Annotated in this window: 26 protein-coding genes; 15 read left to right on the top strand and 11 right to left on the bottom strand. The window is 62.8% G+C overall.

Features of this window, described 5'->3' with window-relative positions; genetic code table 11:
• The first annotated feature begins 3 nt into the window (after positions 1-3).
• Both BLW80_RS28095 and BLW80_RS28090 read left to right on the top strand, forming a co-directional pair.
• Positions 4-768, top strand: coding sequence for an MBL fold metallo-hydrolase (locus tag BLW80_RS28095; protein ID WP_093761700.1), 765 nt, complete (start codon positions 4-6; stop codon positions 766-768).
• A 73-nt stretch (positions 769-841) separates the two neighbouring features.
• Positions 842-2,146: an NRAMP family divalent metal transporter gene (locus BLW80_RS28090; protein WP_093761698.1), complete on the top strand. Its 1,305-nt coding sequence runs from the start codon at positions 842-844 to the stop codon at positions 2,144-2,146.
• A gap of 126 nt (positions 2,147-2,272) precedes the next feature.
• Here the strand turns inward: BLW80_RS28090 and BLW80_RS28085 are convergent, their stop codons facing one another.
• The 5 genes from BLW80_RS28085 to BLW80_RS28065 form a co-directional block, all read right to left on the bottom strand.
• The gene (locus BLW80_RS28085; protein ID WP_093761696.1) at positions 2,273-3,046 is read right to left on the bottom strand and encodes a TIGR02186 family protein; all 774 of its coding nucleotides are present in this window, start codon (positions 3,044-3,046) and stop codon (positions 2,273-2,275) included.
• On the bottom strand, positions 3,043-3,972 hold the full coding sequence (locus BLW80_RS28080) for a sulfite exporter TauE/SafE family protein (RefSeq protein WP_093761694.1): 930 nt from the start codon (positions 3,970-3,972) through the stop codon (positions 3,043-3,045). The genes BLW80_RS28085 and BLW80_RS28080 overlap by 4 nt, the downstream gene beginning before the upstream one ends.
• A gap of 215 nt (positions 3,973-4,187) precedes the next feature.
• Entirely contained in the window at positions 4,188-5,003 is an 816-nt protein-coding gene (locus tag BLW80_RS28075; RefSeq protein WP_244528477.1) for a COG3904 family protein, read from the bottom strand.
• Between the two features lie 116 nt (positions 5,004-5,119).
• Positions 5,120-8,527 carry an SEL1-like repeat protein gene (locus BLW80_RS28070; protein WP_093761690.1) on the bottom strand — a complete coding sequence of 1,136 codons (3,408 nt, stop codon included), beginning with the start codon at positions 8,525-8,527 and terminating at the stop codon, positions 5,120-5,122.
• Between the two features lie 227 nt (positions 8,528-8,754).
• Positions 8,755-9,342 (bottom strand): TetR/AcrR family transcriptional regulator, encoded by a 588-nt coding sequence (locus BLW80_RS28065; RefSeq protein WP_349633314.1) that lies wholly within the window; start codon positions 9,340-9,342, stop codon positions 8,755-8,757.
• A 77-nt stretch (positions 9,343-9,419) separates the two neighbouring features.
• On the opposite strand from BLW80_RS28065, the gene BLW80_RS28060 reads away from it, so the two are divergent.
• The 4 genes from BLW80_RS28060 (at position 9,420) to BLW80_RS28045 (ending at position 15,290) form a co-directional block, all read left to right on the top strand.
• Positions 9,420-9,806, top strand: a complete 387-nt coding sequence (locus BLW80_RS28060; protein ID WP_093761686.1) for a nuclear transport factor 2 family protein — start codon at positions 9,420-9,422, stop codon at positions 9,804-9,806.
• A 98-nt stretch (positions 9,807-9,904) separates the two neighbouring features.
• Positions 9,905-11,695: an acyl-CoA dehydrogenase C-terminal domain-containing protein gene (locus tag BLW80_RS28055; RefSeq protein ID WP_093761684.1), complete on the top strand. Its 1,791-nt coding sequence runs from the start codon at positions 9,905-9,907 to the stop codon at positions 11,693-11,695.
• A 157-nt stretch (positions 11,696-11,852) separates the two neighbouring features.
• Entirely contained in the window at positions 11,853-13,061 is a 1,209-nt protein-coding gene (locus BLW80_RS28050) for an acetyl-CoA C-acetyltransferase (RefSeq protein WP_093761682.1), read from the top strand.
• A 12-nt stretch (positions 13,062-13,073) separates the two neighbouring features.
• Positions 13,074-15,290, top strand: a complete 2,217-nt coding sequence (locus tag BLW80_RS28045) for a 3-hydroxyacyl-CoA dehydrogenase NAD-binding domain-containing protein (protein ID WP_093761680.1) — start codon at positions 13,074-13,076, stop codon at positions 15,288-15,290.
• Positions 15,291-15,527: 237 nt separating this feature from the next.
• Here BLW80_RS28045 and gstA read toward each other — a convergent pair whose 3' ends face one another.
• Positions 15,528-16,142, bottom strand: coding sequence for a glutathione transferase GstA (gene gstA / locus BLW80_RS28040; protein ID WP_093761678.1), 615 nt, complete (start codon positions 16,140-16,142; stop codon positions 15,528-15,530).
• 125 nt (positions 16,143-16,267) lie between these two features.
• On the opposite strand from gstA, the gene BLW80_RS28035 reads away from it, so the two are divergent.
• The 5 genes from BLW80_RS28035 (at position 16,268) to BLW80_RS28015 (ending at position 19,788) form a co-directional block, all read left to right on the top strand.
• Positions 16,268-16,768 carry a MarR family winged helix-turn-helix transcriptional regulator gene (locus BLW80_RS28035; protein ID WP_068732586.1) on the top strand — a complete coding sequence of 167 codons (501 nt, stop codon included), beginning with the start codon at positions 16,268-16,270 and terminating at the stop codon, positions 16,766-16,768.
• 96 nt (positions 16,769-16,864) lie between these two features.
• Positions 16,865-18,235, top strand: coding sequence for a glutamate--cysteine ligase (locus BLW80_RS28030; RefSeq protein ID WP_093761676.1), 1,371 nt, complete (start codon positions 16,865-16,867; stop codon positions 18,233-18,235).
• Positions 18,236-18,384: 149 nt separating this feature from the next.
• The gene (locus BLW80_RS28025) at positions 18,385-18,900 is read left to right on the top strand and encodes a PAN domain-containing protein (protein WP_086937046.1); all 516 of its coding nucleotides are present in this window, start codon (positions 18,385-18,387) and stop codon (positions 18,898-18,900) included.
• A 27-nt stretch (positions 18,901-18,927) separates the two neighbouring features.
• Positions 18,928-19,287 (top strand): DUF6152 family protein, encoded by a 360-nt coding sequence (locus tag BLW80_RS28020; RefSeq protein ID WP_093761674.1) that lies wholly within the window; start codon positions 18,928-18,930, stop codon positions 19,285-19,287.
• Between the two features lie 9 nt (positions 19,288-19,296).
• Entirely contained in the window at positions 19,297-19,788 is a 492-nt protein-coding gene (locus BLW80_RS28015) for a hypothetical protein (RefSeq protein WP_093761672.1), read from the top strand.
• On the opposite strand, the gene BLW80_RS28010 is transcribed toward BLW80_RS28015, so the two are convergent.
• From BLW80_RS28010 to tldD, 4 genes are read right to left on the bottom strand one after another with little or no spacing between them, the layout of a single operon-like run.
• On the bottom strand, positions 19,779-20,135 hold the full coding sequence (locus BLW80_RS28010) for an MmcQ/YjbR family DNA-binding protein (RefSeq protein ID WP_093761670.1): 357 nt from the start codon (positions 20,133-20,135) through the stop codon (positions 19,779-19,781). The two genes, BLW80_RS28015 and BLW80_RS28010, sit on opposite strands and share 10 nt — an antisense overlap.
• Positions 20,132-20,329, bottom strand: coding sequence for a nucleotidyltransferase family protein (locus BLW80_RS28005; RefSeq protein WP_093761668.1), 198 nt, complete (start codon positions 20,327-20,329; stop codon positions 20,132-20,134). Before BLW80_RS28005 ends, BLW80_RS28010 begins: the two co-directional genes overlap by 4 nt.
• A gap of 16 nt (positions 20,330-20,345) precedes the next feature.
• Positions 20,346-21,122 (bottom strand): signal peptidase I, encoded by a 777-nt coding sequence (lepB, locus tag BLW80_RS28000; RefSeq protein ID WP_093761666.1) that lies wholly within the window; start codon positions 21,120-21,122, stop codon positions 20,346-20,348.
• Positions 21,119-22,546, bottom strand: coding sequence for a metalloprotease TldD (gene tldD / locus BLW80_RS27995; RefSeq protein ID WP_089266822.1), 1,428 nt, complete (start codon positions 22,544-22,546; stop codon positions 21,119-21,121). Before tldD ends, lepB begins: the two co-directional genes overlap by 4 nt.
• 343 nt (positions 22,547-22,889) lie before the next feature.
• Between tldD and BLW80_RS27990 the strand changes: the two genes are divergently transcribed.
• Positions 22,890-24,074 carry a PepSY-associated TM helix domain-containing protein gene (locus tag BLW80_RS27990; RefSeq protein ID WP_093761664.1) on the top strand — a complete coding sequence of 395 codons (1,185 nt, stop codon included), beginning with the start codon at positions 22,890-22,892 and terminating at the stop codon, positions 24,072-24,074.
• Positions 24,075-24,091: 17 nt separating this feature from the next.
• Here BLW80_RS27990 and BLW80_RS27985 read toward each other — a convergent pair whose 3' ends face one another.
• Entirely contained in the window at positions 24,092-24,508 is a 417-nt protein-coding gene (locus BLW80_RS27985) for a winged helix-turn-helix transcriptional regulator (protein ID WP_093761828.1), read from the bottom strand.
• 149 nt (positions 24,509-24,657) lie between these two features.
• On the opposite strand from BLW80_RS27985, the gene BLW80_RS27980 reads away from it, so the two are divergent.
• From BLW80_RS27980 to BLW80_RS27970, 3 genes are all read left to right on the top strand, one after another.
• The gene (locus BLW80_RS27980) at positions 24,658-25,041 is read left to right on the top strand and encodes a DoxX family protein (protein WP_093761662.1); all 384 of its coding nucleotides are present in this window, start codon (positions 24,658-24,660) and stop codon (positions 25,039-25,041) included.
• 89 nt (positions 25,042-25,130) lie between these two features.
• Positions 25,131-25,643, top strand: coding sequence for a DsrE family protein (locus BLW80_RS27975; protein WP_093761660.1), 513 nt, complete (start codon positions 25,131-25,133; stop codon positions 25,641-25,643).
• A gap of 46 nt (positions 25,644-25,689) precedes the next feature.
• Positions 25,690-26,322 (top strand): TlpA family protein disulfide reductase, encoded by a 633-nt coding sequence (locus BLW80_RS27970; protein ID WP_093761826.1) that lies wholly within the window; start codon positions 25,690-25,692, stop codon positions 26,320-26,322.
• Positions 26,323-26,337: the final 15 nt, after the last annotated feature.

The following is a 26,337-nucleotide window of genomic DNA, read 5'->3' as shown; positions in this document are numbered from 1 at the left end:
TTCATGTCTCTCACCATCACTTTGATTGGCGGACCCACCGCGCTGATTGAATTCGACGGCTTCCGGCTGCTCACCGATCCGACTTTCGATCATCCGGGCGCTTACAAGCTGCCGCATGTCACGCTGGAAAAACTCGTCGGTCCCGCGATCTCCGCCGCGCAAGTCGGCGCGGTTGATGCGGTGTTGCTCAGTCACGATCAGCACTCCGACAACCTTGATAACTCCGGGCGCGATTTCCTGCGCCACGCGCCGCGCGCACTGACAACCATTGCGGGCGCCAAGCGCCTCGGTGGGGATGTCGAGGGTCTCGCGCCATGGGACAGCACCGAACTTACAGGCAAGGATGGTCACTCGCTGACGATCACCGCGACGCCCGCGCGTCATGGCCCGGCCGGCATCGAGCCGCTGTCGGGCGATGTCATCGGATTCGTGCTGAGCTCGAACGCGCCAGGGAGCAGGCCGATCTACATTACAGGCGACACCGTCTGGTTCGATGGTGTCGCCGAGGTCGCGCGGCGTTTTCCGGCCGGCGTTGTGCTACCCTTCGCCGGCGCGGCGCAAACCCGCGGGCCATTCCACCTCACCATGGACACCAACGACACGATCGAGACGGCGCGCGCGTTTCCCGATGCGACGATTGTGCCGGTGCACACCGACGGATGGGCGCATTTCAAACAGAGCGCCGGCGACCTGCGCGCATCCTTCGACACGCTCGGCTTCGGTGCCCGTCTGCGTATCCTCGAACCGGGTGTGCGGACTTTGATCTAGCCCATTGCCAGTCCCTGCTTCGGAACGTTAGCTGCGACGGCACGTTGCCGAGCGGTGAGATGGCAGGGATCAGATGTCGGACCAGTCCAGCGAGAAGCCTGATGATCAGGAGGGAGAAGCTACTAGTCCGAAAGGCTTTCTGAAACGGCTTGGTCCTGGTCTGATCACCGGCGCTTCCGACGACGATCCGTCCGGCATCGGCACCTATAGTCAGGCCGGGGCACAACTTGGTTACGGCATCGGCTGGACCATGCTGCTGACCTTTCCGCTGATGGTCGCAATCCAGGAAATTTCCGGACGCGTCGGCAGCGTGACCGGTCGTGGCATTTCCGGAAATGTCTGCCGGCACTATCCGGCGTCGCTGCTGCACCTCATCGTGTCGCTGCTGTTCATCGCTAACACGATCAACATCGCGGCCGATCTCGGCGCCATGGCCGATGCCACCAAGCTGCTCGTTGGAGGTCATGGCATCGTCTATGTCGTTCTGTTCGGCGCGCTCTCGGTAGGCGCGCAAATCTTCTTTGACTACAAGCGCTATGTTTCGGTGCTGAAATGGCTGACGCTCTGCCTGTTTTCCTATGTCGCCGCGCTTGCGGTGGTGAAGGTCGACTGGAGCGCGGCTCTCACAGGCATCCTGCTGCCGCAAATCACCTGGAGTGACTCGTATCTCACCACCATAGTCGCCATTCTCGGGACGACGATTTCGCCATATCTGTTCTTCTGGCAGGCCTCGCAGGAGGCGGAGGACGAACGTATCGATCCCGCCAAAGCTCCGTTGATCGAGAGGCCGATTGGTGCCGCGATGGAGTTTTCGCGCATTCGGGCCGACACGATCGTCGGCATGGCGTTCTCCAACCTGATCGCGCTGTCGATCATCATTACGGCTGCGGCCACGCTCAATGCCTCAGGCAAGACGGATATCGAGACCTCGGCGCAGGCGGCTGAAGCCTTGCGTCCGATCGCCGGAGTATTCGCGGAATGGATATTTGCGCTGGGCATCGTCGGCACGGGTCTGCTGGCGATCCCGGTGCTCGCAGGCTCGACTGCCTATGCTGTGGGCGAAGGTCAGCGCTGGCTGGTCGGCCTTGATCGCAAGCCGCGCGAGGCCGTGGCGTTCTACTCGGTTCTGGCACTGTCCGCGGTGATCGGGATCGCGCTGAATTTCACCTCGATTAACCCGATCTCGGCGCTGTACTGGAGCGCGGTCATCAACGGCGTGCTCGCCGTGCCGGTGATGGTGCTGCTGATGGTAATGTCGCGCCGCAAGGATGTGATGGGCGATTTTGTGATCAAGGGGCCGTTGCACTGGCTCGGTTGGCTGTCGACTGCAGCAATGGCCGTCAGTGTGGTGGCGATGGTGGTGGGGATATTTTTGTAGCGCGCAGAATCCTCAACCGTCATTGCGAGGAGCGAAGCGACGCGGCAATCCAGAAGGCCACAAGCGAAGGAAGATAGGATTGCTTCGTCGCAAGGGCTCCTCGCAATGACGGGGGCGAGAGTAGAGTTAATCCCGCCGGAACACGATCGATGCGGCCCAGCCGGACATCAGCGCCATCGCGGCGGTGAGCAGTCCGTAGATGAAACCATGATTGCGCGCGGCATTGGCGACGAACTGCTCGAAGCCGACCTTGACGATATCGAACGCCGTCTCCGCTTTCGAGATCAGCGCACCGTCGGCGAACAGTTTGATCTCGACATCGTAGGTTCCGATGGGCACTTCGGCGGGTAGCGGAATGCTGGTTCGGAACAGCGTCGGTGTCAGGAATGTCACCGCTGAGGTCTCCTCGCGATACAGTCCGTGTTCCTTGCGCAGTCGCACAAAGGCGCTGCGGAACGGGTCTGTCGTCACGACGTCCGCATAGTCGGTGCCGACGCGCTGGGTCAGCAGGACGTTATTGATTCCGAGCTGCTGGCGGCGCTGCACGTCGGCAGGCGCGATGGCGTCCATCGGACGGTTGGAAAACACGGCGAGATAGGACGGTACCTGCAGGAACTGGCGCGAATCCGTGTTGATCCAGATGCCGAAGCGGCGCTCCTTGCGCCGGGTCATGAGGTCGGTGCGCGGTCCGTTGACGGTGACGACGAGATTGTAGTTGTTGCGGCCGGGCGGTGTCTTGTCGTCTTTCTCGACAGCGCCGAACAGCACCAGTTCCTCGCCGGCATAATTCGGCGTCACGGTCACGCGATGGTTCGACACCGAAACGATCAGTTGTTCGGCGCGGGCCGGGGCGAGCATTCCGATGCCGAGTGCGGCGATGATCGGGAGCGCGCGTATCATGGAGCGACGCCTCCGGTATCGCGGATCGTGAACAGATCCGCGGGGCGAACGACCAGTTCCACCGCGAAGCGGACGCCGACCGCCAGGATCAGCAGGCCCAGCAGCAGGCGCAAATGCTCGCCGCGAATCTTCTGTCCGGCGCGGGCACCGAATTGTGCGCCGGTGACGCCGCCGACCATCAGGATGAGGGCCAGCACCGCATCGACCAGATGATTGGTGACGGCGTGCAGCAATGTTGCGATCACCATGGTGACCAGCGTCAGCACCATGGATGTGCCGATGACCGTCGAAGTCGGAATGCGCAGCCAGTAGATCAGGATCGGGATCAGGATAAAGCTGCCGCCGATGCCCATCACGGCGCCGATGAAGCCGATCAGGAGGCCGACGGCGATCACCGGGATCACCGAGAGATAGATCTTGGAGCGCTTGAACCGCATTTTGAGCGGTAGGCCGTGGACCCAGCTATGGCTGCCGGACCGGCGCAAGTTCACGGGATCACCGCGCCGTATGCGCAGCAGCGCGCGCAGGCCCTCCCAGAACATCAAGCTGCCGACGGCGGTGAGCAGGATCACATAGGACAGCGAGATGGTGAGGTCGAGCTGGCCGAGATTGCGCAGCTGCGTGAAGGCCCACACGCCGAGCGCCGTGCCGACCACGCCGCCGGTCAGAAGCACACTCGCAAGCGCAGGATCGATGGCGCGGCGTCGCCAGTAGGACAGCGCGCCGGAGAAAGACGAGGCCGCGATGTGGCTTGCCACTGACGCGACCGACACCGCGGGGGCGATGCCGACGAAAATCAGCAGCGGTGTCATCAGGAAGCCGCCGCCGATCCCGAACATGCCTGAGACGAAGCCGACCGCAGCGCCCATCGCCAGGATGAGCAACACATTGATCGGAATGTCGGCGATCGGGAGATACAGTTGCACGCGCGTTCGCTTCGGAATTCTGGCCCTGAGTTGGGCCGAAACCGCTCACGGCGTGGTTCTGGAGGCGGTGCGGATTGCGAGCCGCGTCCCCGTCTTAGACGATATCATCCGTTGATGGGATTAAAGAATTCGGTAAAGGCGCGGTTTTCCGCCTCTACCGATGAGGCACCTTTCAAGGTGGTAAATTTTGTTGGGCCAGGCGCGGGCCGGGGGTATCACGACTTCCTGGCCGGATCGGTGACGAGGTTCATGGCGGCGGCCTCGCTGGTGCCGAGCCAGCGAATTTTCTCGGTGGCTGACATGGCCTCTACGACCGACGAGGCTACGCCCATCTTGGTCATGTAGCTGAGCACATAGCCCATGGTGCGCTGCGCCGATGCGGTGGGGTCAGCGCCCGGCTTGGGAGATACAAAGCGGTGGACGCCCAGCCGCGAGCCCTCGACGCCTATGCGGGCCTTGCCGCCCGCATAGGTCATCACGCAGGCGCTGGCGCAGTAGGACGGTTTGATCCGGCCGGCCGAATCCACCGTGCCCACGGCGGTGGTCAGCCCGCGCGCACGGATGATCTCGCCCATGATGATGGCCTGGCCGACATTTCCGCCTGGAGACGACAGCAGCACGGTATCGCCGGGCGCGAGTTTGGCTTCATCGAGCTTTTCGCGAAACCAGCTCGCAGTGGCCGGGCCGATCTCGCCCGTGATCGCCAGCGCCGGGCGGCCGCGGCCCGAATTGTCCGGATCGAGCTTGGCAACCTCCGAAGACGCCATGCTCGGCGAGACATAGAGGTCTTTCCAATAGGCCCAGGCCTCCGGTTTGGAGAGCTCCTGATAGGCCTGCGCGCCGATGCCGCCGAATATCACGACCGCGAATGCGACCGAGGGCCAGTTGAACCATTTGCTGCGCGGTGCTTCGGGTGGTGGAGGCTGCGATGGAGCGGGCGGCTCGGCGGGACGTGCGGCCCAGGGGTTGACCGTAGGGATCCCTGACGGGCGTTCCGCGCACCCCGATGTGTCGTCATTCCGAAAAGACAAATCAATTTCCTCGTCGTTCAGTCCGGCCCGGCGCGCACTTCACCGTGCCGAGTCTGCTGAAGGTTTGTTGAGGAAATAAGACCGCCGGTTCGATCCGGCGGCCAGAAAAATCTGTCTTAGCGCGCAGCTCGCTTGCCCATCGATGCTTTCGCCCCGACCTGTGCCGGCGCAGCATCCCAACCGCCCGCGGGAGTGGCCACGTTAATGGCGTCATCGGGTTGGCCTTCCGGCGCGAAAGTCTGGACCGCCAGCCTGGCGGCGGCCAGCGACTGCGGATCGAGACGCTTGGCAATGTCATCGCGCTTGCGGCCTGCATCGACGTCGCCCTGGGCGGCGGCGAGGCTGAACCACTTGAAGCTCTCGGCGAGGTTCTGTTCGACGCCGATGCCGCGGGCATAGAGGATGCCGAGATTGAACTGGCTGTCGGCGACGCCGCGATCGGCGGCCTTGCGGAACCAGTACGACGCGCTCTTGTAGTTGGCGCCCTTGGTGCCGCCATCGGCATCGAGCACGGCGAGATTGTGCATCGCCTTGGCGTTACCACGGTCGGCGGCGAGCACGTAATAGCGGCGGGCGACGTCGAGATCCTTCTTCGCGCCGAGGCCCTTCTCGAACAGCGCGCCCAGGCGGAACATGGCCGGCACGACATTGGCCTGCGCCGCGCGGTCATACCACTTGGCGGCTTCGTCGTAGTTCTGCGCTACGCCCTTGCCCTCGGCATAGCGGACGCCGATTTCGAACGCGGCAGAGGCGTCGCCCTTGAGCGCCGCGTTGCGCAACGCGGTGCTGCCGATGGTCTCGGGCAGGCGCTCGCCGGCGGGGATCGAGGCTGTGGTGATCTTCTGGCCACTGGATGGCAGCACCGGGCCGGCGGCGCTGGCCTGCGGCGCGGCAATGCTGCCGGTCACGTCGGGTGACACATACGGCACGGGCGCGGCCTGTGGTACCGGCTGAGGCGCAGGCTCGACGGCGGCGGGCGGCGGTGCGATCAGCGACTGCTTGCCGATCGGGGTGGGCGATGTCATCGACGGCGTGGCCGGCACCGGCGCGACGGGCTTGGTCAGGACCTCGGCCGGCTCGGGCGCGTTCAGCTGCATCGGCGGTGCCGAGTGAATATTCTCGGCCACCGGCGCTGGCGAGCCGCTGTCCAGCAGCGTCATCGCCATCTTGAACGAGCCGAGCACGATCACGACCACGCTGGCGCCGACCAGCAGCGAGCGGATCTTCGAGCCGATTGTGGAGGATGACTTTTCGCTATCGGCGAGCTGCGGCCCGGGTCTGGTGGCCTTCGATTTGTCGGTCCTGGATTTGTCAGACCTCGATTTGTCGTTGCCGGTTGCGGCGGCAGCCTGTGCGGCGCGACGCGCGGCAGCAATGAAACTCGACGCGGTGGCCTGTTCGGGGGCATCGACGGCGATCTCGCTGATCGCGTCTTCCGACGCGGCGATGCGTTCGGATGGCGATGCGCCGCGGCCCTGCGGACGCGTGCCGGGTTCGAGCGGATGATCTGGTGGCAGCGCCGGGTCAACCATCGGGCGCGGCGACGGACGCTCAGCAGCGGATGCAGACTGCGCGACTGGCTTTGGCGCGGGCGGAGGATCGAGAATGTCGCTGATCGCCTTCGGCATCGGGAAGGCCGATGCCGGTTCATGCGAGATCGCAGTTGCCGCGAAGTCGCGCGGCGCGGCATCGAAGTGAACCTGCGGCGGACGCACCTCGACCTGCGACGGCGCAGCCTGTGGCTTCACCGGATTAGGCATCTGCGGGCGCGGCGGGGCCGGCACCGAAACGGCTGGTGCGGTCGCCGGGCGCGGGGTCGGAGCGGGTGTTGCAACGGGCGCGGATTGCTTGGCAGGCGCGGCGCTGACGGCGCGCAGATCGCCCTCGATCCTTGCGAGGCGATCGACCACATGGCCGAGCGTCGAGTGAACGACTTCCAGCGAATCCTGCGTGTGACGGTCGGTTTCCGACTGGCTGAAGCGCATGTCGGAGAGTTCGCGCTTGATCGTGTCGACCAGGCCGGGATCGATCGATGACGCCTTGCTGCGGGGATTGTCCAGCGCGGCGAACAGCGACTGCTGGCGTTCGAGATGGCGCAGGATGTCCTGCAGCCCGTCCTCGACACGGCCGAGATTGTTGCCGCGCGTATCGGTGATGCTCTCCATCCGCTCGAGCAGATAGGAGACGCGCTGTTCGAGATGCGCGAAGGCCGACGAGGAGTCGTTGCCGACCGGCATATGGTCGAGACGCTCGGACAGCGTCCGCAATGCGGTCTCCAGATGATCCGAGCTGGCCATGACAGCCGGGCGCTCCCGATTTTCCAGCGCTGCCGTCAGCGTCATGATGCGCGCCTCAAGCGCGGCAAAGGAATCGCTGTTGTCGGCGCGTGCAAGCTGATCGACCTTCGACGACAGCGTCTGCAGGTCGTCGCTGAGACGGCCGAGCGCTTCGTTGGAGGCGACGTTGGACACGATGGCGCGCAGCGCGGCGATCGCGCCCTGCAGCTGTTCCATGGTGCCGGGATCGTTGCTCGAGCGCACGATCAAGTCGATCTTGCCGCCGAGATTGCGGATCGCCTCGTCGAAGCCGGCGAGCTGTTCGGCTGGCGTCAGCGTGGTCAACGTCTTGTGGATGTCGGCGAGGGCGCGTTCGAGATTGGCCAGCACGTCGCCATCGATGCCGCTGTGGCGGTTGTCGTCGATGCGGCGGCCGAGTTCACGGATCTCGTTCTCGATTGATTCAATCGCGCGACGCGGCATCGCTTCGGTGATGACGTTGCGGATCTCGGCGAGCTCGCCGCGGAAAGCCGCGATCGACTGCTCGATATTGTTGTCCGGGCGCTGCAGCGCATCGATCTTTGTGGTGATCTGGAACAGCTGCCGTTCCAAACCAGACATATCCGGCATGAAGCTCTGCGGCGGCGCGGCGGGCTGCGCATAAGGCGGCTGTACGAAGGACGGCGCAATTGGCGGCGCGCTGCGCGGGGCCATCCGCGGCGTGCCGTCGAGTTCGCCCTGGCGGGCGGCGATCTCGGCGATGGCGAAATCCAGCGAAAACGGATCGATCGGCGGCGAGGCGCTATAGACCTGATTGGCAGCGCGCTCGACCATATCGATGCGCGGCTGTTGCGGCGGCGGCGCGGGGCGATATGCGGGCTCGCTGATCTGCGACAAACGCGCATCAAGCCGCGAAATCGCATCATTGAGCTGGCGCGCAACACCGGGCTCGCTGCTGCGCTGGGCAGGCTTCGAAAACAGTTCGATCTGCCGGGCAATGGCGTCAAGCCGCTCGTGGATTTCGACGACATCGGCAGCGTCGCGCTGCGGCAGCGCTGCACGTGGGGTGAGGGGGCGTTCCTGGTCGCGCGGGCGTGCATTGGGCGAGTTGTAGCGCGGGGGAGCTTCGCCGATGGTCGAGTTCAGCCAGTCGCCGAGCGACATGCCGGCACGGCGCGCCGCAGCTTCGGCCCGCTCGCGAACCGATGGCTCAATCCCGTCAACACTCCACGATACGCGCGAATTCATGCTTTGGTCCGGTTCCGAGCTTGACGCCCACCAGCGCCTGCAGCCTCCCCCGCGCGTCCCATTGTGAAGACAATCGTAACGTGCGCGGGTCGTCTGCCTCTGATCCGGACTTTTCAGGGTTAGGGTAAATAACGGGTTAAGGATCGGGCTCGGCCAGCCTTAAAAGTTAACTCGCTGATACACTTGCGCCGATTTGCAGGTAGGATCGGATGTCTCTGGCTTTGGCGTCAGCGCGTAAACAGCGCACTCAAATCGTCGACATCCAGTTCGGTGATGGCGCTGTGGCGCGGATCCATCACCGCGGACTGGCCGATATAGGCCCAATAGAGAAACTCGGCGCGGGGCAGTGCCCGCTGGCTTTCCACCCCGGCCTCAATCAACCATTTCGCCATATAGCCGACCCGCCTCGCATCCACCGAGGCGACCATTTTGGCGACGTCTGTGTCGGTCGAGGCCATGGCGCGGATGGCGCGGTCCAGGCTGCGATCTTCGTTGAAAGCGAGCTTCATCAGATGGGTCAGACGTGCGGCCCCCACGATCGACGTGTCGATCCCCTCGATCACCTGATCGGTCGTCCGCTCCTGCCAGCGCTGCAGAAGCTGTAGTCGAAATTCAGATATGTCTTTGAAATGCCAATAGAAACTTCCGCGTGACACGTTTAGGCCGGTGGCCAGTGCGCCGACCTTCAGCGCGTCGGCGCCTTGCCGCGCGAGGATCCTCAGCCCGTGGTCGAGCCAGGCCGAGCGCGTCAGGCGGTCTTTGGTCAGTTGGTCATCCATTTCCCGACCATACACATGTGTATTGACGAAATCCACGCTCTAGCGTTAACGTCCATGCAGAAGTGTATGGAGCGGCACTGGCCGAACAGTGCCCGATGCGGGAGGGAGAGCCGATGAGCGTGAGCGGCCTCGATAGATGGTACAGTTTCATGCGGTCTCATGATCGGGCGATGCTGTGGGACCTGCTGCATCCGGACGCCGTGTTCGAAAGCCCGGTCGTGCATGCGCCGCAGCGGGGCCGTGAGATCGTGTTCAAGTATCTGACGACTGCAGAGAAAGTGCTGGGTGGCCCCGGCTTCGCTTACAAAGGCGAATGGCGCAGCGACAACGGCGCGGTGCTCGAATTCGAGAACGAGATCGAGGGCATCAAAATCAACGGCGTCGACATGATCACCTTCGCCGCTGATGGCCGCATTACCCACTTCAAGGTGATGGTCAGGCCGCTCAAGGCCATCAACCTGTTGCACCGGTTGATGGGCGAGGAATTGGCGCGGCAATGAGCCGCCAGCTGCCTGCTTCATCTCCGATAACAATTGCGTAAATCTGACACGGCGGCGCCGTATCATCCGATCAATTGAATTCAAACCGAGAGAATTCCATGCCCAGCTATAAAGCCCCGCTCGAAGACGTCGGCTTCCTGCTCAACGACGTGTTTCAGTTCGATCGCTACAACAATCTGCCCGGCTTTGCTGACGCGTCCGCCGATGTGCGCGAGGCGATTCTGGGCGAAGCCGCCAAGCTCAGCGAAGAAGTGCTGCAGCCGCTGAATCGCGTCGGCGATCTCGAAGGCTGCAAGCGCAACGACGACGGCAGCGTGACGACGCCGAAAGGCTTCAAGGAAGCCTACAAGCAGGTCGCCGAGGGCGGCTGGCTCGGCCTCTCGGCTCCCGCTGAATTCGGTGGCCAGGGTCTGCCCGTGACACTGTCCCAGACCGTCGCCGAATTTCAGATCTCCGCCAATATGGCGTTCTCGATGTATGGCGGCCTCACCATGGGCGCGACCGCAGCACTCATCGTGCACGGCAAGCCCGAGCAGAAGTCGATGTTCCTGCCGAAGATGGTCGCCGGCGAATGGACCGGCACCATGAACCTCACCGAGCCGCATTGCGGCACGGATCTGGGTCTTTTGCGCACCAAGGCCGCGCCGCAGGCGGACGGCAGCTACAAGATTTCCGGCACCAAGATCTTCATCTCGGCCGGTGAGCACGACCTTGCCGACAATATCATCCATCTGGTGCTGGCCCGCATCGAGGGCGCACCAGCCGGCATCAAGGGCGTGTCGCTGTTCGTCGTGCCGAAGTTCATGGTCAATGCCGATGGATCGATCGGTGCGCGCAACGGCGTGATGTGCGGCTCGATCGAGCACAAGATGGGCATCCACGGCAATTCCACCTGTGTGATGAATTACGACGGCGCCACCGGCTGGCTGATCGGCGAAGAGAACAAGGGCATGCAGGGCATGTTCGTGATGATGAACGAAGCCCGTCTCGGCGTTGCCGTGCAGGGCCTCGCGCAGTCCGAAGTCGCCTATCAGAACGCGGTCGCTTATGCGAAGGACCGCCTGCAGGGCCGCTCGCTGACCGGGCCGAAGTCGCCGGACAAGCCGGCTGATTCGATCATGGTGCATCCGGACGTGCGCCGCACGCTGCTCACCATCCGCGCCTTCAACGAAGCCGCCCGCGCCATGGTCGTGTGGACCGCGCTGAAGAGCGACGTCGCGCATCGCTCGGACGATCCGAAGGAGCGTCAGGCCGCTGATGATCACATGGGCCTGATGACACCGGTGCTGAAGGGTGTTTTGACTGACGGCGGTTTTGCCAATGCGGTGTCGGCGCAGCAGATGTTTGGTGGTCACGGCTATATCGCCGAATGGGGCATGGAGCAGTTCGTGCGCGACGCGCGCATTGCCATGATCTATGAAGGCGCCAACGGCATCCAGGCACTCGATCTGGTCGGCCGCAAGCTGCCGCGCGATGGTGGCCGTGCAGCGATGGCGTTCTTCGGTGAGGTCGGCGCATTTGCGAAGGAGCATGGCGCTGACGAAGCCATGAAGCCTTACATCGATCCGCTCTCGAACGCGCTGGGTCATCTGCAGCAGGCGACCATGTGGCTGATGAACAATGCCATGATGAAGCCCGACAACGCCGGTGCCGGCGCCACCGATTACATGCAGCTGTTCGGCCTCACCGCCTTCGCCTATATGTGGGCGAAGATGGCCAAGGTGGCGCAGGACAAGATTGCCGCTGATGGCGCGACACCTTATCTGACCACCAAACTGGTCACCGGCCGCTTCTTCATGGAGCGGATGTTGCCCGAAACCGCACTCCATCTCGCCCGAATCCAGACCGGAAGCGCGACGACGATGGAGCTTCCTGCGGAAGCGTTCTGAGATTAATAAGTACTCCGTCATCACCAACACACGCCGTCATTGCGAGCGCAGCGAAGCAATCCAGAAAGCCACAAGCGAAGACTGGATTGCTTCGTCGCAAGTGCTCCTCGCAATGACGAGCCGATAGATCAACTATCCGACAACCGGGAGAGAATGAATGCCCGAGGCATATATCTACGATCACGTTCGCACGCCGCGCGGCCGCGGCAAGGCTGATGGCTCGCTGCATGAGGTGACCGCGCTGGCGCTCGCTACTGCACCGCTGAAGGCGCTCAAGGAGCGCAACAACCTGCAGCCGGGCACCATCGATGACGTCATCCTCGGCGTGGTCGATCCGGTCGGCGAGGCTGGCGGCGATATCGCGCGCATGGCTGCGCTGTCGGCCGGCTATGGCAACGACGTCCCGGGCATCCAGATCAACCGGTTCTGTGCTTCCGGCCTCGACGCTGTGAACTTTGCCGCGGCGCAGATCATGTCTGGCCAGCACGACATGACCATCGGCGGCGGCGCTGAATCCATGAGCCGCGTCGGCATTGGTGCCGCCGGTGGCGCATGGCCCGTCGATCCGTCGATCGCCGTTCCTGCCTATTTCATGCCCCAGGGCGTCTCGGCCGATCTGATCGCGACCAAATATGGGTTCTCGCGCGACGACGTCGATGCCTATTCGGTGCAGAGCCAGCAGCGCGCTGCCAAGGCCTGGGACGAAGGTCGCTTCAAGAAATCGGTCATTCCGGTGAAGGACATCAACGGCCTCACCATTCTGGCCAAGGACGAGCATATGCGTCCGTCCACGACGATGCAGTCACTGGCCGCGCTGCAGCCGTCCTTCGTGACCATGGCGCAGATGGGCGGCTTCGATGCCGTGGCGATCCAGTCGCATCCGGAAATCGAAGGCGTCAACTACGTCCATCACGCCGGCAACTCGTCGGGTATCGTCGATGGCGCCGGCGCCGTGCTCCTTGGCAGCGAGGCCGCCGGCAAGAAGGCGGGCCTCAAGCCACGCGCGAAGATTCGCGCCTTCGCCAATATCGGCTCCGAGCCGGCGATGATGCTCACCGGTCCGGTGGACGTCACCAAGAAAGTGCTGGAGCGTTCCGGCATGAAGCTGTCGGACATCGATCTGTTCGAGCTCAACGAAGCCTTCGCCTCGGTGGTGCTGCGCTTTATCCAGGCCTTCGATATCGACAATGAGAAAATCAATGTCTGTGGCGGCGCCATCGCCATGGGCCATCCGCTCGGCGCCACCGGCGCGATGATCCTCGGCACTGTGCTGGACGAACTCGAGCGCACCAACAAATCGACGGCCCTCGTCACCCTCTGCATCGGCGGCGGCATGGGCACCGCCACCATCATCGAACGCGTGTAAGGAGCGGCCAACATGACCTTCAAGAATTTCAAGGTTGAGACCGACGCCGATGGCATCGCGCTCGTCACCTGGGATATCTCCGGCCGTTCGATGAACGTGCTCGACGTAGCGACCATCGAGGAACTCGGCGCGATCGTCGATCAGATCACTGCGGATGCCGCCGTGAAGGGCGTCGTCATCACCTCCGGCAAGGAAGCTTTCTCGGCCGGTGCCGATCTGTCGATGCTCGAAGGCATGGGCAAGGTGTTTGCCGAGACCAGGGCTGCCAAGGGCGAGGAAGCCGCGCAGCAGATGCTGTTCGACGAGAGCCGCAAGCTGTCGCTGACACTGCGCAAGATCGAGACCTCGGGCAAGCCATGGGTCGCGGCCATCAACGGCCTCGCGCTCGGCGGCGCGTTCGAGCTGACGCTGGCCTGCCACTATCGCGTTGCTGCGGAAAATCCGAAGACGCGTCTGGGTCTGCCTGAAATCAAGGTCGGCTTGTTCCCAGGTGGCGGCGGCACCCAGCGCCTCGCGCGCATGCTGCAGCCGCAAGACACGATGCAGATGCTGCTCAAGGGCGAAGCGATCAATCTCGTCAAGGCGAAGGCGATGGGCATCGTCGGCGCGGTGGTGCCATCGGCCGATCTCATCACGGCTGCGAAAGAGTGGATCAAGGCCGGCGGCAAACCCGTCGCGCCGTGGGACGAGAAGGGCTTCAAGCTGCCCGGCGGCCCCGTCTATTCCAAGCAGGGCATGATGATGTTCCCGGCTGGTAATGCGATCTATCGCCGCGAGACCTTCGACAACTATCCGGCCGCCCGCGCGATCATGCAGTGCGTCTATGAAGGCCTGCAGTTGCCGATGGATGCGGCGCTGCGCGTCGAGTCCCGTCAGTTCGCGCATATCCTGCAGACCAAGGAAGCGGCGGCGATGATCCGCAGCCTGTTCCTGTCGATGCAAGAGCTCAACAAGGGTGCGCGTCGTCCGCAGAACGTGCCGCCGACCAAGGTCAAGAAGCTCGCCGTCATCGGCGCCGGTTTCATGGGCGCGTCAGTCGGCTTCGTCTCCGCACGCGGCGGCATGGATGTCGTGCTGATCGATCGCGATCAGGCCAGCGCCGACAAGGGCCTCGGTCATTGCATCGCCGCGATCGACGGTCTGATCGCCAAGGGCCGCGCCAAGGAAGCCGACAAGACGGCGCTGCTGGCAAAGATCACCGCGACTGCGGACTTCGACGTCATCAAGGACTGCGATCTCGTCATCGAGGCCGTGTTCGAGGATCGCGCCGTCAAGGCCGAGATCTACAAGAAGGTGCAGCCGCTGCTGAAGGAAGGCGCGATCATCGCGTCGAACACTTCGACGCTGCCGATCAACTCGCTGGCCGAAGAGTTCGCGGACCAGTCCAAGTTCATCGGTATCCATTTCTTCTCGCCGGTCGAGAAGATGATGCTGGTGGAAGTCATTGTCGGCAAGAACACCGGCGATGTCGCGCTCGCCACCGCATTGGACTACGTCCGCGTCATCGGCAAGACGCCGATTGTCGTGAATGACTCCCGCGGCTTCTTCGCCAATCGCTGCGTGTTGCGCTTCACGGCCGAAGGCCTTGAAATGCTGCTCGAGGGCGTGCCGCCGGCGATGATCGAGAACACCGCGAAGATGGCCGGCATGCCGGTCGGGCCGCTGTCGCTGTCGGACGAGATCGCGCTCGATCTGGTGCTGAAGATCATGAAGGCCACCGAAGCCGATTTGGGCTCGCAGGCAGTCGATCAGGCGCAGAAGAAGCTGATCGTCGAGATGGTGGAGAAGCAGGAGCGCTTCGGTCGCAAGAACGGCAAGGGCTTCTACGAGTATCCGCCGAAGGGCAAGGGTTCGAAAGCGCTCTGGAAGGGCATCGCTCCGCTGCTGCCGAAGCCGGTTGATCCCGATACGCTCGATGTGGAGGAGCTGAAACAGCGCTTCCTGGTGGTGCAGGCGGTGGAAGCCGCGCGCACCGTCGAGGATCACGTGATCGTCGATCCGCGCGAAGCCGATGTCGGCTCGATCCTCGGCTTCGGCTTCGCGCCGTTCACCGGCGGTACGCTGAGCTATATCGACTTCATGGGCACGAAGAAGTTCGTCGAGCTCTGCCACAAGCTTGAAGCTAAATACGGCTCCCGCTTCACGCCGCCGAAGCTGCTCGAAGAGATGGCCGCCAAGGGCGAGACGTTCTACGGCCGCTTCCCGCCGAAGAAACTCGCGGCGGCGTAGTCGATAGCACGGACCGTAATGCTCCCTCCCCCTTGCGGGGGAGGGCCGGGGAGAGGGGTGCCCAGAACTCGGGCGTCGCGATTTGCGGCCACCCCTCTCCCTAACCCTCCCCCGCAAGGGGAGAGGGGACGACAGCGCCAAGTCTATCATGTGGTGATCAACACGGCATCCAACACAAACAAAAAAGGGCCGGATCATTGATCCGGCCCTTTCGTATTTCAGCGCGATGCCAGCAGCTTACGCTGCCTTCATCAGGCCTTCCTTCTCCAGCGCGGCCTGCACTTGCGGACGGGCAGCGACGCGGTCCTTGTAGGTCATCAGGTTCTTGAATTCGGAGAGATCGATGCTCATCCGGTCGGCCCATTTCAGCATGACGAACAGATAGCCGTCAGCGACGCTGAAATCCTTACCCAGCAGGTAGTCTTTGCCTGCGAGCTGGCCATCGAGATATTTGAACTTGCCCATCAGGCGGGTCTTGAAGAAGCCCTTCACTTCGTCATCGAACACCGGCTGGAACAACGGGCTGAAGTTCTTGTGCAGCTCGCCGTTGATGAAGCCAAGATACTCCTGCAGCTGACGGCGCTCATCGCTACCATGGGCCGGCGCCAGATTTTTGGCAGCAGCCTTGTCGGCAATGTACTGCACGATGACCGGACCTTCGGTCACGAGCGCACCGCTGTCGAGGCCGAGGGCCGGCACCTGGCCCTTGGGGTTGATGGCGAGATAGTCGTCGCCGTTTTCCAGCTTCTTGGCTTTGAGGTCGACCTTCACGAGATCGTAAGGCAGGCCAGCTTCGAGAAGTGCGATATGAGGCGAGAGCGAACAGGCGCCTGGCGAATAATACAGCTTCATCGAAAATTCCTCCCTGAGGACATTGGTTTAACCACGCGGGTGACTAAATGCATATGCATGAAAGAGTCAAGATTGATGCAGCTGCATCAAGTGGGCTAGGGTGCCGCCACCATTTGGACTGAGCCATGAAACGTAAACCTTCCACCGAGGCGACAGCCGCCTGGATCCGCCTGATGCGAATCCAGAGCCGGGTGCTGGACGGCGTCGAGCAGGACCTCAAGCGCGCCGGTTTTCCGCCGCTCGCATGGTACGACGCGTTGGCCGAGTTGTCGCGCTCGCCGACCGGCGAGATGCGTCCGGTCGAGCTCGAAAAGCAGATGCTGATACCGCAATATTCGACATCGCGGCTGATCGATCGTCTGGTCGACGAAGGCCTGGCTGCACGCCGCGAATGCAAGATGGACAAGCGCGGCCTGTTCGTCGAAATCACGGCTGCCGGGCGCGAGTTGCACAAGAAGATGGGCTGCGCCTATTCAACGGCAATCGAGAAACATGTCGGCTCGAAACTGTCCGACGCAGATGCAGCAAAACTGTGCGGCCTGCTCGACCGGCTCGGCTGCGCGTGCCAAGAAGCGGCATCGACAGTGACATCGCCGGCCGCCAGAGACGCCGCGCCGGCGCGATGAACCTTAAATTTTTGCCTGCGTTCGCGACCCGCACGGGCCGCGGGCGTTCCCGACACCGCGCGCAACAGATTGCAGCGCCTTTCATTCGGAATTTCCATGGCGCGTGACCAAATCGATATGACGCCGCTGCAGTCGCGCGACGAACTCGTGGCGTGGCTGGCGGCGGGCGTGAAGCCGCCATCGGAATTCCGCATCGGCACCGAACACGAGAAGACGCCGTTTACGCTGAACGGTCACAATCCCGTGCCTTACGAAGGCCCGCGCGGCATCGGCGCGGTGCTTGACGGTATGAAGCATCTGCTCGGCTGGGAGCCGATCATGGAAGCCGGCAATATCATCGGCCTCTATGACGTCACCGGCGGCGGCGCAATCTCGCTTGAGCCCGGCGGCCAGTTTGAATTGTCGGGCGCGCCGGTGGAGACAGTCCACCAGACGCAGTCCGAACTGATGGCGCATCTGGCGCAGGTGCGCGAAGTGGCGACGCCGCTCGGCATCGGCTTTCTGGGTCTCGGTCTTACGCCGTCGTGGTCGCGCGCGCAGATTCCGGTGATGCCCAAGGGGCGCTACAAGATCATGACCAACTACATGCCCAAAGTGGGCCAGTACGGTCTGGACATGATGTACCGGACCTGCACGGTGCAGACCAATCTCGACTTCTCCTCGGAAGCGGACATGGTCAAGAAGCTGCGCGTTTCCGTTGCGCTGCAGCCGATCGCGACCGCCTTGTTCGCCAATTCGCCATTCACCGAAGGCAAGCCGAACGGCTTCCTGTCGTTCCGATCCGAAGTCTGGCGCGACACCGACAATGCCCGCTCCGGCATGATCCCGTGGGCGTTCGAAGACGGCATGGGCTTCGAACGCTGGGTCGATTACGCGCTGGATGTTCCGATGTATTTCGTCAAGCGCGGCGATACCTATATCGATGTGTCCGGCTCGTCGTTCCGCGACTTCTTCGCGGGCAAGAACGAAAAGATACCCGGCGAGCGTCCCACTCTCTCGGACTGGGCCAATCATCTCTCGACGATTTTCCCGGAAGTTCGCCTGAAGCGTTATCTCGAAATGCGCGGCGCCGATGGCGTGCCGTCGGATCGTTTGCCGGCACTGTCGGCGTTCTGGGTCGGATTGCTTTATGACGACAGCGCCCTCAATGCGGCCTGGGATATCGTCAAGAACTGGACTGCGGCGGAGCGACAGGCGTTGCGCGACGATGTGCCGAAGTTGGGCTTCAAGGCGAAGATCAAGGATCGGTATCTGTTCGAAATCGCCAAAGAGTGTCTGTTGCTCGCCCATGGCGGCCTGCGCCGGCGCGGCAAGCTCGACGCGCACGGCCGCGATGAGTCCCACCATCTGGAGGCACTCGATCGGATTCTGGATTCCGGAAAGACTCCGGCCGAGCAGATGCTCGACAGGTTCCATGGCGCCTGGGGTGGCTCGGTGGCGCCCGCCTATAAGGAATACTGCTTCTAGATCAGCGGCTTGGCGAAGCTGAAAATCCGTTCATCAGCGGTACAGGTGACCGGCGTTCCAATGGCGTCCTTCTTACGCCGTTTGCAAACCGCTGAAAGTCATCCTGCATGCCGAGGAACCTGTTCAGAGCGTGTCTGACAGCCCTCGCCATGCTGTTGGTCGCAGCCGTTGCACCTGCTCAGGCGCAAACCAATTTCGATCGTCCCGGCGGTGATTATTCGCGCTCGGTCTCACTGTCCGGCGATCCCGCCGAATGCGCACTGATCTGCGAGCGCGACAAGAAGTGCCGTGCCTGGAGCTTCAACTATCCGAGCGACAATTCCGAAAACGCGGTGTGCTGGCTGAAAGACAAGGTGCCGCCGCGGGTCGAGAGCTATTGCTGCGTCTCCGGCGTGCGTGGCGCCGGCGTCATCGAGCCGCGCACAGGTCCGGTGGAAACCTCGACAGATCGTTTTGGCGGCGACTATCGTTCGTTCGAGATCAAGAACGACGACAAGGCCGAACACGGCGATGCCTGCCGCGATGCCTGCCAGGGCGACAACAAATGCCGCGCCTGGACCTTTGCGCGGCCCGGTTATGCCGGCAAGAATGCGCGCTGCTTCCTGAAGAACGACATCAAGCCGCCGCGGCGAAAACCGGGTTTCATTTCGGGCGTTGTGAGGTAGCATTCCAGCAATAAAGGGAGTTGAGCCATGACGCGTCTCCTGCCCGCACTGACATGCGCTGGATTACTGATTGCTGTTACGACGGTCGCCGCCGTCGCCCATCACGGTTGGGGCAGCTACGACGCTGCCCATCCGGTCACCGTGAACGGTCCCGTCGAAAACAGCAAATTCGAGAATCCGCACGCGACGATCGTGATCAAGGGGTCCGACAAGGCCTGGACCGTCACTCTTGCGCCGACCTCGCGCATGACGGCGCGCGGGGCGTCTGCCGATATCGTGGCTGTCGGCAAGACCGTCTCGGCGTTTGGCTATCCATCCACCGTCGAGAAAGACGAGATGCGCGCCGAACGCATCACCGTGGACGGCAAGACCTACGAGCTGCGATAGCGCCGGCCCATGACCGAGGGCGCGCCCGCAATCTTCATGGCCATGGAAGCGTCCGCAATTGGCGCAGCGATCCGGCAATCGCGCTGGCTCTATATGTCCGCCAATATCGGCCACATCGTCGCGCTGATGTTCTTCGCCGGTGCCATCGCGGTGATGGATGTTCGGCTCGCAGGCGGGTTGGCTGCAACGGCGCCCGGTCCGCTGCTGCGCAGGGCGCGCCGCTTTGCCATTGCCGGATTTCTCGGCCTCGTGGTCACCGGCAGCATTCTGTTTACCGCCGAAGCGAGTCATGTCGTGCTGAACCGCGTGTTTCAGATCAAGGCGGCCCTGATCGCGCTGGGCCTACTCAATGTCGTCTGGGTCGAGGCGATCATCATGCCAAGGATCGCCGCGTTGCCGCCGCTGTCACCGATGCCTGCGGGCGCGCGGCAAGGCGCGCTGGCATCAATCGCCATCTGGTTCGCGGTCGCCATATGCGGCCGCGCAATTGCTTATTTCTGACGGGAAGAGCCTTCGGTCTCGAACGCCTTGCGCGCAGCTTTCGAGGCCAGCGCCAGCCACTGTCGCCGCAACAGCGGTTCGACCAGGGCGCGCTTCGCCTTGGAGAGGCGGATCAACACCATCGGATAATCGCGATAGTGATCGGTGAAATAGAAGATATTCGGTTCGTTCTCGACGAGCATGTCGCGCTCGTCCCGCGGAACACCGGGCATCACCAGCGAGTCGCCGTCTTCCTTTAGTCGGACCAGCAGTTTCTTGCGCACCTTGAGAGCCGGTGTGCCGTAGGAAGTGCCATCGTCGACTTCAGGCCAAACGCGCGCGAGTGTGCGGATATCTTCGAACGTCATAGCGGCCTTGCCTCGCCGGTCATGTCGAGATGCCAAGCTTCCGGAGCGTGAAGCTTGAGTTCAGGCCACGCCGTTTGCGTCAGACAACCGGCGACGATCCAGGCGTCCGGGAGACCGAGTTCATTCAGCCGGCAGAGGAGCGCGTCATGGATCGGATTGCACAGCACAGCGGAAATGAAATCTGCTGTGCGCATGCTGCTGTCGCGGCGCTCAATGCACCCCGGTGAAGAACCGCGCCATGCGGAAGCCCGATAGCCAGTTGGTCACCGGTTGGTTGCGCACGCCGAGATCCCATGAGCCGACGATGGCATCGACACGGCCGACGAGGTTGTCCATCGGCAGCAGGCCGACACCACCTTGCGACACCGGTACGCGGCTGTCGGCGGAGTTGTCGCGGTTGTCGCCCATCACGAACAGATGGTCGGGGGGAATGACGACTTCCGGCGTGTTGTCGAGGCGGCCGTTGTCACGCAGCTTGAAAATCGGATGCGACACGCCGCCGGGCAGCGTTTCGACATAACGATGCGCCGGTTCGAAGCCGCCGCTATCGTCTTCCGCGGCGCCGATGCCGTCGGCCTTCACCGACGTCGCGACGCCATTGAGCCAGACCTGACCGCCGCGCAGTTCGACGCGATCGCCGGGCAGGCCGATCACACGCTTGACCCAGACCTGGGAGCGGTCGCCGGGCCAGCGAAACACCACGACATCGCCGCGCTTCGGCGTGGTCGCGAAGACGCGGCCGGTCTCGGGAAGGGAGACATGGATCGGCAGCGAGGCTGTTGAATAGCCGTAGGGAAACTTGGTCGCCAGCAATGCATCGCCGATCAGCAGTGTTGGCTCCATGGAGGCCGACGGCACATAGAAGGGCTCGGCGAGAGCCCCCTTTGCCACGAAGACGACGCCGACGATCGCGACGATCTGTGCCAGCTGGCCGGACCAGCGTTTTGCGGTCGATGCGACGGTTGTGGTTTCCGTATCCGTGGTCACTGGCCCGTTCCTCCGATGGTCACCTTGTCCATGCGCAGCGTCGGCTGGCCAACGCCCACCGGCACGCCCTGGCCGTGCTTGCCGCAGGTCCCGATGCCATCATCGAGCGCGAGATCGTTGCCGATCATGCTGATGCGGTGCAGGTCGGTCGGACCGTTGCCGATCATCATCGCGCCCTTCAGCGGCGCGCCAATCTTGCCGTTCTCGATCTTGTAGGCCTCGGTGCACTGAAACACGTATTTGCCGGAGGTTATGTCGACCTGGCCGCCGCCGAAGTTCACCGCATAGATGCCGTTCTTCACCGAGGCGAGGATCTCGGCGGGATCGCGCTGGCCGGCCAGCATGTAGGTGTTGGTCATGCGCGGCATCGGCACATGGGCGTAACCCTGACGGCGGCCATTGCCGGTGGGTTTCATGCCCATCAAGCGGGCGTTCTGGCGGTCCTGCATGTAGCCGACGAGGATGCCGTCCTCGATCAGTGTGGTGCGGTTGGTGGGCGTGCCCTCGTCGTCGATGGAGAGCGAGCCGCGGCGCGACGAGATCGTGCCGTCATCGACCACGGTGACGCCCTTGGCGGCGACCTGCTGGCCCATCAGGCCTGCGAAAGCCGAGGTCTGCTTGCGATTGAAATCGCCTTCGAGCCCGTGGCCGACGGCTTCATGCAGCATCACGCCGGGCCAGCCGGGGCCGAGCACGACGTCCATTTCGCCGGCAGGGGCCGGGATCGATTCGAGATTGACCAGCGCCTCGCGCAGCGCGCCATCGGCAGCCGTGCGCCACGAACCGCTCTCGATGAAGCGGGCATAGCCCTCGCGGCCGCCATAGCCCTTGGAGCCGCTTTCCTGCCGGTCACCCTGACCGGCGACGACGGAGATGTTCACGCGCACCAGCGGACGGATGTCGCGGTAGCTCTCGCCATCCGGGCGCAGGATCTCGACCACCTGCCAGGTGGCGCCGAGGGAGACGGAGACCTGGCGGACGCGGGGGTCCTTGTCGCGCACATAGGCGTCGATCTCGGCCAGCAGCTTGACCTTGGCCTCGAAGCCCGGCGCGTCCAGCGGATTGTCGTCACTATAGAGCCGCACATTGGTATGCGAGGGCGCCGCCGCGAAGGTGCCGGCATAGCCGCCACGGACCGCATTGACCGCATCAGCCGCGCGGATCAGCGCCGGGATCGACACATCCGAGGAATGCGCATAGCCGACCGCATCGTCCTTGACGGCGCGGAGGCCGAAACCCTGCGCGGTGTCATAGGTCGCCTGCTTCAGCCGGCCGTTGTCGAAGCCGAGTGCCTCCGATTGGCTGTATTCGAGGAACAGCTCGCCATCGTCGGCGCCCTGAAGCCCCCGCATGAGCTCGCGGCGAACCTCGTCGCGGTCCAGATTGGCGCGGTCGATCAGGGAGGTGGTGGCTGGGCTGGTCATGCAGGCTCCAATGTCAGCGGCGCGGCCCCGGCGCCAGGCGCGGGGCCACGATTTCAATTTGTAGCGACAACCCGGGGATGGGTCGCCTTACAAAGGCGTAACCTGCGGCGAAACAGGCGATTCAAACCAAGATAAGTGCTGTTTTGACAAAAAGGGAGGCCTGCACATCGCCGGGGCGAGATCCTCTGGGGGCAACCGTGCCAGCCATGATGGGGCTACCTTGGAGCTATTACAAACTGCGCTCCGATGCGCCTCAGGCTGCGGTGCGGTAGACCTCCGAGCACCATCCTGTGTGAACGGTACTCCTTGCAGGACTAATCTCTTCTGGCAATTATCGCTTTTCATGGCCTCACGAACCAAATCCGCATTCCTGCAAGTCCATTCCATCATCGGCCTGGCGATCTCGCTGATCCTCGGCCTGATCGGTCTGACCGGCGCCATGCTGAGCTTCGAGGACGAAATCGTCGCTGCGCTGAATCGCGATGTGACGAAGGTGGATCCGCGCCCCGCACCTGTGCTCGGACCTGATGAGCTGGTGGCGCGGGTTCAGGCGGTGCCAGGAGCGGGCAAGGTTGGTCTCATTGTCTTTTCGAGCGAGCCCGGCACGGCGGTGCGGATGCGCTTTGCCCGCAGCGAGACTGGGGAGCGCTCGTCGGTCTATGTCGATCCCTATGACGGCCGCGTCGTCTCGGCGATGCAGGGGGAGGGCTTCTTCGCGACGCTGCGCAACCTGCATCGCTTTCTGCTGCTGCCGGGTAACGGCAATGGCTATGGCCGTCTGGTCACCGGCGTCGCCGTGCTCGGCCTGTTCGTGTTGCTGATCTCCGGGATGGTGCTGCGCTGGCCGCGCCGTGTCCGCAGCATCAAGGCCTGGATGAAGCCGAATCTGGCGATGCCCGGCCGTCCGTTTCACAGGTCGCTGCACAGCGTCGTCGGCACCTGGTTGCTGCCGGTCTATCTGGTGACCATTCTCACCGGCCTTTGGTGGTCGTTCGACTGGTACAAGGCCAGCGCGACTTGGCTTCTGTCGAGCAAGCCCGCTGCGAGTGCGCCGGCCATGCGCGCAGCAAAGGGGGGCGCCAAAGCAGCTGCCGCTGATACGCCTGCGACTCCGTCACTCGACAAGGTCTGGTCGACGTTTCTGGCTGATCAAGGCAGCCGCTATGCGATGGCGATCATGCAGGTGCCGAACGGACCGGGCAGTGTCGTGCGTATCCGCTCGGTGGCAAAGGATGCGTCATTCGATGAAGCGCGCGACGATTTCCGCATCGATGGCCTGACCGGCCGCATGGTGTCGGCAGAGCTCTACAACGACAAGACATTCGGTGAGCGCATTCTGGCCGCGGTGCTGCACATCCACACCGGTGCATTCCTGGGGCTGCCTGGTCGCATCGTGTTCTTGCTGGCCGCGGCCTTGATGCCGCTGTTCACCGTGACCGGCTTCATCCTGTATTTCTCGCGCCGCCGCCTGCGTGCGGCATCGAAGCCCGGGCGCCGTCATGCGGTCGGGCTGGTGCCCGGCGAGTAAGTCGCTCCATTTCTGGATCAAAGATGAGTCAGGGGCGCTGCGCTCTCGTCGGAGCCGGGTGAGGTCGTGGATCGGGCCTGCATCGCAGAGAAATGCGCCTGCGACCATCGGAACAGTTCCTCGAAGACCGGCCTGAGCGCTCTCGCCGATTCCGTGATTTCATATTCCACCCTCGGAGGGATCTCGGCGAAGACCGTGCGCTTGACGAGTCCGTTGCACTCGAGATCGCGCAGTTGTGTCGTCAGCATGTGTTGCGTCACATTCGGAATCGCGCGCTGCAGTTCTCCGAACCGGTGTTTGCTCTGGACCAGTTGCCAGAGGATCTCACATTTCCATTTGCCGGTAATCATCCCCAGCGCCCGATGAAAATCTTCTAGGTCCCGGCCCTGTTGGCATTCGGGCAGCGCGATATCGCCTGTTTTTCCATTAGTCATGTTTTTCATACTATCTCAGAAAAAGCATTCTACTTGTCTTTTTCATCTTACTGCCGAAATTTGTGCTTCGAAAGCGCGCCGTGGATCTGAAGCAGACTTTGTCGTCAGCCGCGCCGCCGAAACCGTTTTGACCATCTTCGGAGCTGCCCATGTCATCGTCTTCCGTCACCTCCTCAGCACCGCGGCGCTGGACCTCCATCAGTCTCTGGGCCGTCAGGGGCTTGCTCGCTCTTGCGTTTGCCGCTGCGGGGACTGCCAAGCTTTACGGCGTGCCGATGCTCGTTGAGGAGTTCGAACATATCGGTCTTGGGCAATGGTTCCGCTATCTGACCGGCACGCTCGAAATCCTCGGAGCGGTCCTGATCATCATTCCGTCAACGGTCGCGTTTGGCGCGGTCCTCCTGTGCTGCATCATGATCGGTGCGATTTTCACGCATGTGTTTGTCATTGGCGGTTCGCCGATTCCGGCGATCGTGCTGCTCGCATTGAGCGGTATCGTGGCTTACGCCAAGCGCAGCATGATCCTCAGGTAGCCAGCGCTCACGCTCTCATCCGGCCTCCACGGATTGCTGTTGAAAAAAGCCGAACCTTTCAGTGTGTTCGAGTGCAAGCGATGATTTCAATGCGGAGTTATAACGGCAAGGCTTTGGCCACGGTGGCGTTCGGTCTGGCGTTTGCGGCACCGTTATTCGTCACTCTGGCTTTGACGGATGCGGGGCCCGCCATTTCAAAGTCGTGGGCGCCGGAGACGAAGCCTGCGGCGGCCAAGGCACATCGTCTCGTACTGCAGATCAACACTGACGACCCGACCGTCATGAGAGCGCTGATTTCGACGTCGCTGAACCTGCCGAAATACTATCGGGAGACGAAGCAGGACTTCTCGATCGAAATCGTCGCTTACAACGCCGGTATTCATATGTTTCGAGTGGACACGTCGCCGGTCAAGGAACTGCTGAAGGTCGTGCAGGGTCTCACTCCTGACATTCGCTTCGTGGTCTGCGAAGCGACCAAGCTCGGCATGGAGCGCAGCGAGGGCCATCCGATTTCGTTTATCGACAATGTCCAGATGGTTCCGAGCGGGCCTGGACGGATCATCGAGCTACAGGAAGCGGGTTGGTCCTATATCCGATCCTGAGCGGCACGCTTCGCTACCCTATTTGATGCCCATCGGAGGCTGGACCGTGACAACACCGCACTGCGAACGGGCTGTCGCTCGCTCGCCAATCTCGCGACGTACGCTGCTCAAAGGGGCACTGGCCACGACGGCCGCATTGGTTGTGGGGGGCGCTGCCGCGGATGCGCGGCCTGATGGGCCGCCGCCCTTTGGCACCACCCGGCATCAGTTCACCGTCATCCGGGGAGCGCGGCCGATCCCGTCCGTTGCGGTGCCTCGCCTAGTTGGCAAGCCGGTTGATCTGACCGCGTTTCCAGGAAAGGTCGTTCTGGTCAATTTCTGGGCGACATGGTGCCCGGCCTGCAAGACCGAGTTGCCGATCCTTGATCGGCTGCAGGATGTTGAGACGCGCGCGAATCTGCAGGTCATCGCGATTGCCACTGATCGCGCAGACGTTGCTTCGTTCGTACGCAACCTGAAGCTGAGACATCTCGATGTCGGTATCGACCCTGGTGGACTGGTCGCGCGTGCCGGCGAGGTTGCTGCTCCGGATACTCCGTTCAGCCTCTACGCGATGCCTATCTCATATCTGATCGGGACGACGGGGCAGGTCGAGGGATATCTTGCTGGAGAGGCCGACTGGACATCTGAAGATGCCCGGCGATTGCTGGACCATTACAGAGGGCGTGGTTCCGGCTAATGCTGCCGGGTTCAA

This window comes from Tardiphaga sp. OK245, assembly GCF_900108575.1.
Taxonomy (GTDB): Bacteria; Pseudomonadota; Alphaproteobacteria; order Rhizobiales; family Xanthobacteraceae; genus Tardiphaga; species Tardiphaga robiniae.
The sequence above is the reverse complement of the archived record's forward strand: the minus strand, read 5'-3'. Positions and strand labels throughout refer to the sequence as shown.